This window comes from Bradyrhizobium sp. ORS 285 (assembly GCF_900176205.1).
Lineage (GTDB): Bacteria > Pseudomonadota > Alphaproteobacteria > Rhizobiales > Xanthobacteraceae > Bradyrhizobium.
In genome coordinates this window covers 5586847-5598948 of the sequence record NZ_LT859959.1, presented here as the reverse complement: position 1 = coordinate 5598948, position 12102 = coordinate 5586847, and the positions used below count along the sequence as shown (strand labels likewise).

Below are 12102 nucleotides of genomic sequence, written 5' to 3'. Positions count from 1 at the left end.
CAGTGTTGCTGTGCGGCCACGTCGGAGCGATGAACGCCGTCGACGGTGTCGCGCCATGTTGCGTCCGCGAGCATCTCTTGTACGGTTCGCGCCGTCTCGACATTTCCGCCGTGGAGAAGGACCGATGACGCCACGTTTCAGCACCACCCGCACCATTTCGACGCGCAGCCTGCCGGCGCGCTGGCTCGGCATGGTCGCCTTGGCGCTCGCGCTGGTTCTGCCGCTCGGAGCCGGATCGGTCCGCGCCGCACCGAGCCCGGCGGCCGCGGCTGCGGCCAGCACCACCCATGTCTATCTGCTGCGCGGCGTGCTCAACATCTTCTCGCTCGGGCTCGACGATATCGCCGCCAAGCTGGATTCGCAGGGCATCCCGAACACGGTCGCCAACTTCGTGTCGTGGTCGTCGCTCGCCGACGAGGCGGCGACGGCGTACAAGGCCGGCCGCATCAAGACCATCATCCTGGTCGGCCACTCCTCGGGCGCGACCGCGCTGCCGGACATGATCAACAAGCTCGGCCAGCTCGGCGTGCCGGTGAAACTCGCGATCGGCCTGGACTCGGTGTTCAAGACCAAGCTCGTCGGCGGCAATGCCGAGCGCTACATCAACTTCTACATCGCCAACGGTAACGGCGAGCCGGTCCGCCGCGACGATGGCTTCCACGGCAAGCTCGAGAATGTCGATGTCGGGTCTGCGGTTCCGGGCGTCGGCCACATCACGATCGAGAAGAACCAGATCATGCAGCAGAAGGTGATCGGGGCGATCGATGGCGTCGTGTTCGGCGGCAAGGGGCGTCAGCCGGCCGCGCCACCCACCCGCATGGCGGCCCCGCAGCGCGCCGCCAGCGCTACAGGATACCGGTAGTCACCCGGAGGGGCGCCTGAGGCGCCCCAAAATACTCCCATTCGGCGACGACAAGCGGTATGGCAGGGAGGACATGGTCCTGCCTGATCTCAAGCTTGAGCTTTCCCGGGAGCGCGAATGACCCGTTTGTCGCGAATTGCGAGGGGCTGGCGCGACGCCGCCCAGGCTGTGGCCGGGCAGGGGCTGTCCGGGCTGCTGGTCATCGGGCTCATCGCGACATCAGCCCCGGCGACGGCCAAGGCGGGAGCCGCCACTGCGACCACACCCAGCAAGGCCGCCAAGACCGCAACGGCCCCGACCCAGGCCGCCATCCGGCCTGCGGCGCCGGAGCGTCCGCCGGAGCCCGTTCCAACGCTGCCGCCGCCGCGGGTCTATCTGTTCCGCGGCGCGCTCGGCCCGCTGTTCTCGACCGGCATGGACCGCCTCGCCGAGAAGATCGAGAAGGCCGGCTTCTGGGCCAGCGTCTACGAATTCACCCTCTGCGACCTGATCGCGCTGCAGGTCGCCAAGAACTACCGCCAGGACCAGGCGCCGATCGTGCTGATCGGCCATTCCATGGGCGGGCTGTGCAGCGTCCGCATCGCGATCACGCTGCAGGAGCAGAATATCCCGGTCGCGCTCGTGGTCACCGTCGACCCCGCGCATGCCACCAAGAGCGTGCCGCCGAACGTGCAGCGCTTCATCAACCTGTTCCTGTCCGACAACATCCTCGGGGGTGGCGACGTCAAGCCGGAGCCCGGCTTTCACGGCCATTACGCCAGCTTCGACATGAAGGATCATGACGAGGTCACGCATATCAACATCGACAAGATGGAGGATGTGCACGCCCAGCTGGTCGCGATGATCAGCCAGCTGTCGCAGACCTCGGCCACCGCCGACGTCGATCCGGTCCAGCTGCGCTACCTGGTGCCGCCGAAGGTCTCGGTCGAGCTGTGGGACAGCGGCGTGGCCATGCCGGTGCGGCCGGGCGAGACGCTCGACCAGATCGCGGCGGCGAACCGCGTTCCGCTATGGGCGCTTCAGCAATCCAATCGCGGACTTGCCGCCCAGCCGCTGGTGCCCGGCCAGCGCATCATCCTGCCCCGCCATCTGCTGCCGCAGGCGGCCAACCAGCCCGCGCCGCCGCCGGAAGCCGCCGTCCGGCGCTAGAACAGCCGCGCTTTGACCCTCCCCTGGAGGGGGAGGGTGAGAAGGACATCGCGGCGTTGTGTCGTGGGTTTTAGGCCCACCGCTGGATTAGCCGGCCGGCAGGAACGGGATGATCATCGGCACGCGCTGGCTGTAGGCGACGTAGTCAGGGCCCAGCTCCTGCGCCAGGAACCCTTCTTCCATCTTCGCCTTCCAGGCCATGCCGAGCGAGATCAGGATGGCGCCGAGCACGGCGGTCACTGTTCCCACCGCGATGCCGGTTGCGATCATGCCGAGGATCAGGCCGGTATAGATCGGATGGCGCACCATGCCATAGGGACCGGTGTCGATCACCTTGTGGCCTTCCTTGTGGGTGATGGCGTTCGACCAGAACCGGCCGAGATGGATCCGCGCCCACCAGGTGAACGCGATGCCGGCCAGGGTCACGATCGTGAGCAGGTACACGCCGGTCTCGCCGGGATGCCAGAACGGCCTTTCGCCGAGGAGGCGCGAGGTCCACGGCGTGAACAGGATACCGCCGAGCACGATCAGCGCATGGTAGCGGCTCGTCTTGATCACCGTCACATGCTTGCGGGTCTGCCCGGACCAGAACGAGGCGCCGACCCAGCTGGCGAGCCAGATCAGCCAGATGATGGCGAGCAGGGAGGTGGGCCAGGTGGTGGTCCAGCCGCTGAACGCAACTGACGAAATGGGGCTGGCATCGCCGGACATGTCTTGGAAACCGTTATGAGACGTGGGACCGGCCGCTCTTAGCTATTCGGCCGCGGTGCGAAAAGGGTGTTGTTTCTCGTCGAGCCGCTTGGCCTGCTCGGAATCGAGCAGGAAGGCGATGGTCTCGCGCAAGGTGGGCTCGATCGGGCGGGGCGCATAGCCGAGCTCGCGCCTGGCCCTGTCGATCGACAGGTCGGAGGCCGAACGGGCGATCCGCACGCCCTCGGCGGTGCCGGAGGGGCAGCGCTTGGTGAGGTGATCGGAGATGAACTCCAGCATGCCGGCCGAGAACTCCGCCAGCCGCCCCGGCACCGAGACGGTCACATGCTTGCGGCCGCTGATCGCCGCCATCAGCTCCAGGATCCGGCTGAGCGGCAGGCTCTCGCCGCCGAACACGTAGCGGCCGCCGACCTTGCCGCGTTCCATCGCCAGGATCAGGCCCGCGGCAACGTCGCGAACGTCGACGAGATTGACGATGAAATCGAGATAGAGCTGCACGCGGCTGTCCAGGAAGTGCAGCAGCATTTGCGACGGCGGTGTCAGGTTGCTGTCATGCGGCCCGATCGGCATCGTCGGCGTGCCCACCACGACGGGGAAGCCGTCTGCCGCCGCGGACATCGCGCGCGCCTCGGCCAGTGCCTTGGAGCGGGTATAGGCACCCGGCATGGCCTCAGCCGGCGGCGCCGTCGGCGCAGCGGCCGCGCCCGTCGAGCCTGGATAGTCGAACAGGATGGATTCGGTCGAGCAGTGCAGGAAGCGGCGGACCCGGCCGGCGCGCGCGGCGGCCAGCACCGTCTCCGTGCCGAGGCAGTTGACGCGGTAGAAGTCCTCGCGGTCCGGCATCCACATGCCCGGCAGTCCGGCGAGGTGATAGACCTGATCGACGCCCGCGACCGCCTGCTTCACCAGGCCGGCATCGAGCACCGAGCCTTCAATGTACTCCACATCGGCGATCATGTGGCTGGGACAGCGGATGTCGAGCACACGCACCTCGGCGCCCCGCGTCGCCAGTGCGGAGACGAGGTGGTGGCCGATGAAACCGCTGCCGCCGGTAACGAGGACTTTCATCAGGGACGCGAGTGTTGATCGCCTTGAAGACGGTCCGATGCCAACCGATCAGGCGACCAGTTCGGCGCGATGAGGTCGGCCACCGACGGCCGGAAACCCAACGCCATGTACAATTTCGCCATCACGAACATCGGTCCAAGAAACAGATGCGCTGGATGATCCAGCAGAGACGGATTGTTCCGCTCGAAAAACTTGTGGCCCACGGCCTGCGACACCAGCCCGACGATCACGAGCGCGGCAAACAAGGCCCACAGGGCCACTCCGTGGACGTGATCGGCAATCATCATGGCCGCACCAAGGAACAGCACGGCGAAGGCCAGGATGCCGGCGCCGAGTGCGGCATCGAGCAGCAGCCAATACACCAGCACCGGCAGGGCCAGCACGGCGCCCAGGCTGATCCGGATGCCAAAAGCGTCGAAATGCCACAAGCTCAAGGGCAGCACGGCGCCGAGGAACAGCAGGATGATTCCGAGCACATGCATCAAGCCGTTGCGCGGATCGCGATGATATTCGACGTAGTCGATCATCTGGCGTCGAAACATGGCGTTCATGACTGGCTCGCTCGTCACTGAGATCGACCCCCGCTCAATCGACGGCCGCAAAGACGGGGCTATACCATCAAGCGGCTGCATCGACAAACCGGCAATAATGCCCAGGGCACTCCGAGCGCCCGCTGCGCGGTAAAGCCCAATGCGCCCGTCTGAGAACGGGTTCCATTGGCACTGGCTGCCGAGAGCGTCCTCGAAGGGCAGTCGCGCCGGTGATGCCGCGGGTTCAAGGCGCCAGCGCAGACCTCGCTTGCGTCAATTGCGGTGCTTGCGTGGGGCCTGCTTGCCGGGCGCGGCGGGAACCGGGGCCGGCGGCGGCGGGGCCGCCTCTTCGACGGTCTTGGCGACCGTGATGATCTGGATCTGCTGATTCACCGGCGCGGTCGGCTTCGAGGGGTCGAGCAGCTGCTCCTCGCCGAGGCCGACCGACTGCAGCCGCTTGACCGAGATCTTGAAGGTATTCGCAAGAATGTCGCGGATGGCGTCGGCGCGGCGCTGGCTCAGGATGACGTTGGACTCGCGCTTGCCGTTCGCTTCGATGTGACCGACGATCAAGAAGGTGTAGGGCAGGAGGTCCGCATACACCATCGCGTCGGCGATCCGGCCGACGGCCTGATACGATTCAGGTCGCACGATCGGGGTGTCCACGTCGAACTGGATGTCGACGTTGAACGCCGGCAGGTTCATCAGCTCCGGCGCGATCGGCGTCCGCTTCTGCGGCGGCGGCTCGTTGCGGCTGCGGATCCTCGAGCGTTCCTGGGTCTGCTGCTTGAGCGCGGGCAGATCGAGCGTAGGCGCAGTCTCGAACCGGCTGAGCTGGCGCACGATGTCCTCGCGCGTCACCTCTTGCGCGCGCGTAGGCGCGCTCGAGAGCAGCAGCGACGCGGCGATCAGTCCCAGCACTGATGTCGACGTCCGCATCAGCGATACCCCGCCTCGCCGAGCGACTGCTGGCACCGCGCGCTGACGCCATTGGTGGTCAGCAGGCAGGGGATCGATTTGCTGGTCTCCTTGGTCGAGCCGCCGCACAGCTTGACGATCTCGCGCTGGCAGGCGTTCGCCACGGTCACGCGCGCCGAGATCCGCTTCTGGATCGCCTCGAACGCCTTGAAATAGGTCGCCTTGCATTGCGGGGACACGACGTCCTGGTTGCGCGACAGACATTCCTTCAGACGATTGGAGTCCAGATTGACGCCGCGGCAATTGGCGGTGATGTCGGCGCCGCAGCTCGATGCGATCAGCCCCGCGGAGTCGCCAAAGCTCATCGTCTGCGCCGTCGCAAACGACGGCACGCTGAGCGCGATCGCAATAATGAGCAGATTGTATCCCCGGACCATGCTCGCATCTCATACGACGCGAGCCGCCACGGTCAAGGCCTAACCAAGGCGACCTGTGAAGTTCGATGACGGGTGACGTTTTTGCCGGGCGAGCGCCACGGCGGCGCGCGGCCGTGAGGTCACGCCCGCTGCACGAAACTGTCGACGACGTGCTTCTCGCCGGCCTTGTCGAAGGCGATGGTCAGCTTGTTGCCGTCGACCTTGATGACGTGGCCATAGCCGAACTTCTGGTGAAACACGCGATCATCAGGCGCGAACTCCGACGTGGTGCCGGTGGATTTCGCCACGAGCTCGCCCTCGATCGTCATCGGCCCGCGCTTGTTGCGGCCGAAGGTACCGCCGAACGGATCGTGCCCTGAGAACGGAGATGGCTCCTCCTTGAAGCCGCCTTCCGAGCCACCGCGCGCGGCGCCGGGACGGCGCGCCTGGGCGCGCTGCCAGCCGGGCGTCGAATAGCTCGATCCGAACGACTCGACATTGTCGAACCGCGACGGGCCGTAGCCGCCGGCGCCGCCCCAGCCGGAGCCGCCCTTGGATTCGGTGATCTCGACGCTCGCGGACGGCAACTCGTCCAGGAACCGCGACGGGATGGTCGTGGTCCAGGTGCCGTGGATGCGACGGTTGGTCGCAAAGTAGATCTTGGCGCGCCGCCGCGCGCGCGTCAGGCCGACATGGGCGAGGCGGCGCTCTTCTTCTAGGCCGGCGCGGCCCTGCTCGTCGAGTGTCCGCTGGCTCGGGAACAGGCCTTCCTCCCAGCCCGGCAGGAACACGTTGTCGAATTCCAGGCCCTTGGCGGAGTGCAGCGTCATCAGCGACACCGCCTCTTCGTCGGCCGCGCCCTCGCGGTCCATCACCAGCGAGATGTGCTCGAGGAAGCCGTGCAGGTTCTCGAACTCCTCCATCGAGCGGACGAGCTCTTTCAGATTGTCGAGTCGGCCGGCCGCATCGGCCGAGCGGTCCTTCTGCCACATCTCGGTGTAGCCGCTCTCGTCGAGCACGATCTCGGCGAGCTCGGTGTGCGGCGTGACCTCGCGCTGGGCGCGCCAGCGTTCGAATTGCAGGATGAGTCCGCGCAGCGAACCGCGCGCCTTCGGCTTGAGCTCGTCGGTCTCGACCACCGCGCGCGCCGCCTCGAACAGCGGGATGCGGCGCTTGCGGGCGTGATCGTGCAGCAACTGCACGGTGGCGTCGCCGAGCCCGCGCTTCGGCACGTTGACGATGCGCTCGAAGGCGAGATCGTCGGCCGGCGAGTTGATGACGCGCAGATAAGCCAGCGCATCGCGAATCTCGGCGCGTTCGTAGAAGCGCGGACCGCCGATGACGCGATAGGGCAGGCCGAGCGTGACGAAGCGGTCTTCGAACTCGCGCATCTGGTAGGACGCGCGCACCAGGATGGCGACGTCGTTGAGATGCTCGCCCTTGCGCTGCAGCTCCTCGATCTCCTCGCCGATCCCGCGCGCTTCCTCTTCCGAGTCCCAGGCGCCGGTGACGGTGACCTTTTCGCCCTCGACGTCCTCGGTGTGCAGCGTCTTGCCGAGCCGGCCTTCGTTATGGGTGATCAGATGCGAGGCGGCGGCGAGGATGTGCCCGGTCGAACGGTAGTTGCGCTCCAGGCGAATGACCTTGGCGCCGGGAAAATCGTGCTCGAAGCGCAGGATGTTGTCGACCTCGGCGCCACGCCAGCCATAGATCGACTGGTCGTCGTCGCCGACGCAGCAGATGTTCTTGGGGGGAGCGCCCGAGACAGTAACGCTCCGGTCGTCATCACCGGGCCGACGCGCAGCGTCGAGACCCGGTGATCCATCTTCTTCCGAAGACGTGATGGATTGCCGGGTCGAGCCCGGCAATGACGAGCCAGAGGGCGCCTGCGACAGCAGCCGCAGCCACAGATATTGCGCGACGTTGGTGTCCTGATACTCGTCGACCAGAATGAACTTGAAGCGGCTCTGATACTGCCGCAGCACGTCCGGGTTCTCGCGAAACAGCCGGATGCTCTCGAGCAGCAGGTCGCCGAAATCGGCGGCGTTGAGGATCTTCAGCCGCTCCTGATAGCTCGCATAGAGCTTGCCGCCCTTGCCGTTGCCGAACACGGCGGCTTCGCCGGAGGGCACCTGCGACGGCGCCAGGCCGCGGTTCTTCCAGCCGTCGATCAGCCCCGCCAGCATGCGCGCCGGCCAGCGCTTGTCGTCGATGTTCTCGGCCTGCAGCAGCTGTTTGAGCAGCCGGATCTGGTCGTCGACATCGAGCACGGTGAAGTTGGATTTGAGCTGCACCAGCTCGGCATGGCTGCGCAAAATGCGCCCGGAGATCGAGTGGAAGGTGCCGAGCCACGGCATGCCTTCGACGGCCTGGCCGAGCATCTCGGCCAACCGCGTCTTCATCTCGCGCGCGGCCTTGTTGGTGAAGGTCACCGACAGAATCTCGCTCGGACGCGCCCGCCCCATGCTCAGGATGTGCGCGATGCGCGTCGTCAGCACGCGGGTCTTGCCGGTGCCCGCGCCGGCCAGCACCAGCACCGGACCATCCAGCGTCTCGACAGCTTCGCGCTGCTCCGGATTGAGGCCCGCGAGATAACGCGCGCCGCCGCTCGCGGCGGCACGGGCGCGCGCAGCGATGCCGCCCGGAGCGGGCTGGTGGTCAGGCGCAGGAAAACGGCTCACGCGGTTGGGCTCGGTCATCAGCGAATCAGTCTCGTCCCTTTGACGGCATCATACGACGACATCAAGGGGTCTGCAGGAAGGAGCCCTCATAGCAGGGATTATCGCTGATATGGGGCCGCTCGGCACGTTTTACAGCCCTAAATCGCGGCAGCGCCTGCGACTGAGCGCCTGTTTACGCCAACTTTGTTCCGGCGACTCGCGAATTTTTACCTGCGGAAGCGCCCGGAACCTTTGTTCCCGGCCCCGATTGTCCTGGCAACGGCGCAAGCTCCGCGTCGCTTTGAACCGCAATCGAGAGACAGAGGTCGTGTCATGTTAGGCTGGGTCGTCACCTTCCTGGTTATCGCATTGATCGCCGGCATCCTCGGCTTCGGCGGCATCGCCGGTGCGTCCATCGAGATCGCCAAGATCATCTTCTTCATCGCCATCGTGCTGTTCCTGGTGTCGGCTGTCGTGGGCCTCGCCCGCGGCCGATCCCGCGTGTAGTCGGCCTCATCCCCTGACAATGAGGTCGGCGAAGGGCGCAGTGCCTCGCAAGAGGTGCTGCGCCCTTTGCGCTTTTGAGAGCAGCTTAAGCCGGCGCGGTCAGCGCGACCTGGACCTTGGCAAGCGCAGGATCGAGCGCGACGGAGGCGAGCCGCGCATCGTTGGACAGCGCCGTCAAGGTCAGCGTCTGATCCTGCACCCGGAAGATGCGGCACAATGTCGTCGTCTCGCTTTCGTCGCGCAGCATGACCGAGAGCGGCGCGATGTGGTTCTCGTCGGCGATCTTCTCGGCGACCAGCGCCAGCCGCGTCGCCGCCGCCGCCAATTGCTCGGTGTGATGGCCGGCTGTGTTGGCCGCCAGCGGCAGCCCTTCCTCGTTCGTCAACAGCACGGTCTCGAAGCGGCCGACCTCGGCGATCCTGTCGAGCAGCGGCACCAGTTCGCGCCGCCGGCCGGGGCGCGTGGCGAGTTGCGCGAGATCGAGCGAGATGCGCTCGCGCTCGACCAGCGGCGCCAGCACCTCCTGGATCGCGCTGCGCAGACTCGTTTCCCGCTCGCTGGCGTCGTGGCTGCTCTGGTCCTGCAACTGATTGAGGCTGGCGGCCTGCACTTGCACCTGCCGCCGCAGATGGTCGCGGGCGACCGCGCCCTGGCGCGCCCCGAACAGATAGCCTGCGGTCAGCAGCAGGATGGCGGCACCAACGCCGCTCACGATGGCATAGAAGGTCATGGTCGCTTCGCTTCCGTGAGGTGATCGCAATCGTCGACGCCGGCAATGCGCAGAACAGCCTTGCGATCGTTCGCGGCCGCCTGGGAGTCGCCGCGCGCAAGGCCCGCGCCGGCTGCGCTCACCGACATCCGCGGTGAAATGCCGTCCTTCTTCAAGAGCTCCGCGACGGCCTTGGCGCGCGAGTAGCTCAAGAGCACGTTGAGGTCCTCGCTGCCGCTGGCATCGGCGTGTCCCTCGATCAGGATGGTCGCATCGCCATGGCGCGCGAGCGCCTTTTGCAGCACCGCCTGTGCGCGCTTCATGTCGCCCGGATGGGGGCGCGTGCTGCCGCGCTCGAACGCGATCGCCAGCGGTGCGAAGCATTCGGCGGGCGCCTTCGCGGCGCTCTGGGGCTCGGTGCGGGCCGTTGAGACGGGCGGAGCAGGCGGCTCGATCGGGATCGCCGAGGGCAAGGGCATCGGAGGAGCCGTGATCAGTGCGGGAAGAGGCACCGGCGTGTCCGACGGCTTCGGCGCTGGCTGGGTGATCATCGTCTGCGGCACGGCGGCTGCGGCCACGGTGTCCGGGGCAGCCGCTGCCTGTTGCCAGAGCGCGGCCGACATGACCGCGACCAGCGTCCCCGCGATGGCAAAGGCGGCCGCGAGCCAGGTTGGCGCATCTTCACCGGCGACGATAGACGCATCGGCCCGCGGCGCAGGCGGAGAAGACACGATGTTGGGGGAGGGCGCCAGCATGTCAGCCTGCCGGCACCTTGAACACCGGCACCTTGAACAAGGGCGTGATCAGATCGATGCCGCATTCGAGGCCTGCGCACCACTCGATGAACTGGCGTGACATCGCCTGGTCCGGAAACAACGCGCCGTGTTGCGGGGCGATGATCTCGATATCAAGCGGCCGAACCATGTCCGCCCACGCCTTCATGACGCGGTTCGACACCATGTAGCGGCGGTGGAAGCCCTCCATGAAGCGGATATGCGCCTTGAAGTCGCGCGTCACGATGTAGTCGACGCCGATCGAGGCGCCGAGATCGCCGCTGTAGAGGATCTTCGAGATCGGATCGTAAAGCTGGAAATTGCCCTCGCTGTGCAGGAAGTGCGCGGGCAGCGCATAGAGCTTGCAGGCGGCGAGATCGAACACCATGCCTTCGTCGGGGATCGGCTTCAGCCGGTCGGCGACGATGTGGTCGAAGCCGAAATGCGGCACGAAGCGCGTCCACAGCGAGGAGATGTAGGCGTCGGCATCGGTGGTCATCAGCCAGCCATTGATGGCCGCGACGATGTCGGGGTCCTGATGCGACAGGAACAGATATTTCAGGCGGCCGCCCGAGAGCTCGCTGAAGGTCTCGCCCAGCACCTTGGAGTAGACCTTGTGGCCGCCGGGATCGAGCAGCATGCCGACGCGGTCATGGATGATCAGATGCTGGTTCGCCTGCACGGCGAGATCGCCGGCGCTGAAATCCTCCAGCAGAATGTTCTTGTGAACGCCGTCATCATAGAGGACGGTATTGGCCATGGACGCTACTCCTGCCGGCGCGGCGCGCCGGCCTATTTGTATGACTGCTACAGCACCTTCTGCAGCGACCGGACGGCCTCGCGCATGTCGAAGAAGGTCAGGCCCAGCTTGCTATTCTCGTTGGTCAGCGCGAGCAGCAGCGCGCCGCGGCCGGCGCTGACTAGCACCGCATAGCCGGACTCACCGCGGATGATGACCTCCTGCAGATGGCTGCGGCCGAGCTCCATCGCGGCGCGGCCGCCGAGCGACAGCAACGTCGCCGTCATGCCGGCGACGCGCGTCTCCTCCATGTCGGCGGCGAGCACGCTCGCGATCATCAGCCCGTCCTCGGAGATCAAGGCGCAGGCCTCGACGCCAAAGGAGTCGCTCTGCAGCTTGCGCAGCACGCGGTTGATTTCATCGAGCCGTGACATCGGCTTCTCCTCGACGGCGGGGCGGGGGGCAAACCTGGATTGAAACTGGTGCTGGGTCATGGTGTCGTCTTCACTCGGTGCAATTGAAAGATTTGAAATCTCTGGATCGGCTGGCTGCTGATTAGTTTCAGGGTCGTCCGTCGGATCCGGTGCGGTCTGCGCCCGGGTTTCGAGCGTCTCCACCGCGTCGTCCAGCGCGCGCTGCTCGGCCTTGATGCGGGATCGGGAGACGGGCGGATCCATCGCCCGCAGCTGGGTCACCAGCGCCTGGCGTGCGGACTGATAGACTTCGGCCCGCCGCTCGGGACTGGAATCGGGCAGGTTCTCCATCGCGCGCGACAGCAGGATGAAGTAGTCGGCGGTGGTCACGGGGACGGCCGCGACATCGTCATGCGGTCCGTGCGCTCTGCTCAGCAGGCTTGCGAGGCGTCCCATCGCTCTCTCGTCAACTCTACGCAACTAACGATGCGTAAGGTTAGGCCGACGCAAGGAACGCGACGAATGATCTGAATCAAATTAACTAAAATCAGGGCGAGATGCGCAATCCGGCCGTCAAATCGACCGAGGCCAAGCATCATACCGCCAGGATTGCCTTCGGGATGCCGCGATGTCGCCGCTTTCGGCGC

The 12102-nt window shown here is 66.2% G+C and carries 13 protein-coding genes; 3 read left to right on the top strand and 10 right to left on the bottom strand.

The annotated features are described in order from the left end of the window. Nucleotides 1-124 precede the first annotated feature (124 nt). Together BRAD285_RS25155 and BRAD285_RS25150 are read left to right on the top strand one after the other, a co-directional pair. Entirely contained in the window at nucleotides 125-862 is a 738-nt protein-coding gene (locus BRAD285_RS25155; protein WP_006614071.1) for a hypothetical protein, read from the top strand. 117 nt (nucleotides 863-979) lie between these two features. Continuing rightward, complete coding sequence (locus tag BRAD285_RS25150; protein WP_006614070.1) at nucleotides 980-2011, top strand: LysM domain-containing protein; 1032 nt, start codon at nucleotides 980-982, stop codon at nucleotides 2009-2011. An 87-nt stretch (nucleotides 2012-2098) separates the two neighbouring features. On the opposite strand, the gene BRAD285_RS25145 is transcribed toward BRAD285_RS25150, so the two are convergent. From BRAD285_RS25145 to BRAD285_RS25120, 6 genes are all read right to left on the bottom strand, one after another. Further along, a complete protein-coding gene (locus BRAD285_RS25145) occupies nucleotides 2099-2722 on the bottom strand; it encodes an isoprenylcysteine carboxylmethyltransferase family protein (protein ID WP_006614069.1) in 624 nt (207 codons plus the stop codon). A gap of 42 nt (nucleotides 2723-2764) precedes the next feature. Then, complete coding sequence (locus tag BRAD285_RS25140; RefSeq protein ID WP_006614068.1) at nucleotides 2765-3790, bottom strand: NAD-dependent epimerase/dehydratase family protein; 1026 nt, start codon at nucleotides 3788-3790, stop codon at nucleotides 2765-2767. Further along, nucleotides 3790-4341 (bottom strand): DUF962 domain-containing protein, encoded by a 552-nt coding sequence (locus tag BRAD285_RS25135; protein WP_006614067.1) that lies wholly within the window; start codon nucleotides 4339-4341, stop codon nucleotides 3790-3792. The genes BRAD285_RS25140 and BRAD285_RS25135 overlap by 1 nt, the downstream gene beginning before the upstream one ends. Before the next feature lie 252 nt (nucleotides 4342-4593). Beyond that, nucleotides 4594-5262: an OmpA family protein gene (locus BRAD285_RS25130; protein ID WP_139020692.1), complete on the bottom strand. Its 669-nt coding sequence runs from the start codon at nucleotides 5260-5262 to the stop codon at nucleotides 4594-4596. After that, nucleotides 5259-5675, bottom strand: coding sequence for a hypothetical protein (locus BRAD285_RS25125; RefSeq protein WP_006614065.1), 417 nt, complete (start codon nucleotides 5673-5675; stop codon nucleotides 5259-5261). The genes BRAD285_RS25130 and BRAD285_RS25125 overlap by 4 nt, the downstream gene beginning before the upstream one ends. A 119-nt stretch (nucleotides 5676-5794) precedes the next feature. After that, nucleotides 5795-8353, bottom strand: a complete 2559-nt coding sequence (locus BRAD285_RS25120) for an ATP-dependent helicase (protein WP_006614064.1) — start codon at nucleotides 8351-8353, stop codon at nucleotides 5795-5797. Nucleotides 8354-8647: 294 nt separating this feature from the next. Here BRAD285_RS25120 and BRAD285_RS25115 point away from each other — a divergent pair, with 294 nt between their 5' ends. After that, nucleotides 8648-8821: a DUF1328 domain-containing protein gene (locus tag BRAD285_RS25115; RefSeq protein WP_006614063.1), complete on the top strand. Its 174-nt coding sequence runs from the start codon at nucleotides 8648-8650 to the stop codon at nucleotides 8819-8821. A gap of 85 nt (nucleotides 8822-8906) precedes the next feature. On the opposite strand, the gene BRAD285_RS25110 is transcribed toward BRAD285_RS25115, so the two are convergent. The 4 genes from BRAD285_RS25110 to BRAD285_RS25095 are packed head-to-tail and all read right to left on the bottom strand — an operon-like array spanning nucleotide 8907 to nucleotide 11911. Next, a complete protein-coding gene (locus BRAD285_RS25110) occupies nucleotides 8907-9551 on the bottom strand; it encodes a hypothetical protein (protein ID WP_035648021.1) in 645 nt (214 codons plus the stop codon). Next, complete coding sequence (locus tag BRAD285_RS25105) at nucleotides 9548-10285, bottom strand: OmpA family protein (protein WP_006614061.1); 738 nt, start codon at nucleotides 10283-10285, stop codon at nucleotides 9548-9550. The genes BRAD285_RS25110 and BRAD285_RS25105 overlap by 4 nt, the downstream gene beginning before the upstream one ends. A gap of 1 nt (nucleotide 10286) precedes the next feature. After that, nucleotides 10287-11063 carry an MBL fold metallo-hydrolase gene (locus BRAD285_RS25100; RefSeq protein ID WP_006614060.1) on the bottom strand — a complete coding sequence of 259 codons (777 nt, stop codon included), beginning with the start codon at nucleotides 11061-11063 and terminating at the stop codon, nucleotides 10287-10289. A 47-nt stretch (nucleotides 11064-11110) separates the two neighbouring features. Then, on the bottom strand, nucleotides 11111-11911 hold the full coding sequence (locus tag BRAD285_RS25095; protein WP_006614059.1) for a roadblock/LC7 domain-containing protein: 801 nt from the start codon (nucleotides 11909-11911) through the stop codon (nucleotides 11111-11113). Nucleotides 11912-12102 lie beyond the last annotated feature (191 nt).

Coding starts and splice junctions, on each gene's coding strand:
- BRAD285_RS25150 (WP_006614070.1), top strand. CDS start 980: ATGACCCGTTTGTCGCGAATTGCGAGGGGCTGGCGCGACGCCGCCCAG.
- BRAD285_RS25095 (WP_006614059.1), bottom strand. CDS start 11,911: ATGGGACGCCTCGCAAGCCTGCTGAGCAGAGCGCACGGACCGCATGAC.
- BRAD285_RS25125 (WP_006614065.1), bottom strand. CDS start 5,675: ATGGTCCGGGGATACAATCTGCTCATTATTGCGATCGCGCTCAGCGTG.
- BRAD285_RS25105 (WP_006614061.1), bottom strand. CDS start 10,285: ATGCTGGCGCCCTCCCCCAACATCGTGTCTTCTCCGCCTGCGCCGCGG.
- BRAD285_RS25100 (WP_006614060.1), bottom strand. CDS start 11,063: ATGGCCAATACCGTCCTCTATGATGACGGCGTTCACAAGAACATTCTG.
- BRAD285_RS25155 (WP_006614071.1), top strand. CDS start 125: ATGACGCCACGTTTCAGCACCACCCGCACCATTTCGACGCGCAGCCTG.
- BRAD285_RS25135 (WP_006614067.1), bottom strand. CDS start 4,341: ATGAACGCCATGTTTCGACGCCAGATGATCGACTACGTCGAATATCAT.
- BRAD285_RS25115 (WP_006614063.1), top strand. CDS start 8,648: ATGTTAGGCTGGGTCGTCACCTTCCTGGTTATCGCATTGATCGCCGGC.
- BRAD285_RS25145 (WP_006614069.1), bottom strand. CDS start 2,722: ATGTCCGGCGATGCCAGCCCCATTTCGTCAGTTGCGTTCAGCGGCTGG.
- BRAD285_RS25140 (WP_006614068.1), bottom strand. CDS start 3,790: ATGAAAGTCCTCGTTACCGGCGGCAGCGGTTTCATCGGCCACCACCTC.
- BRAD285_RS25110 (WP_035648021.1), bottom strand. CDS start 9,551: ATGACCTTCTATGCCATCGTGAGCGGCGTTGGTGCCGCCATCCTGCTG.
- BRAD285_RS25120 (WP_006614064.1), bottom strand. CDS start 8,353: ATGACCGAGCCCAACCGCGTGAGCCGTTTTCCTGCGCCTGACCACCAG.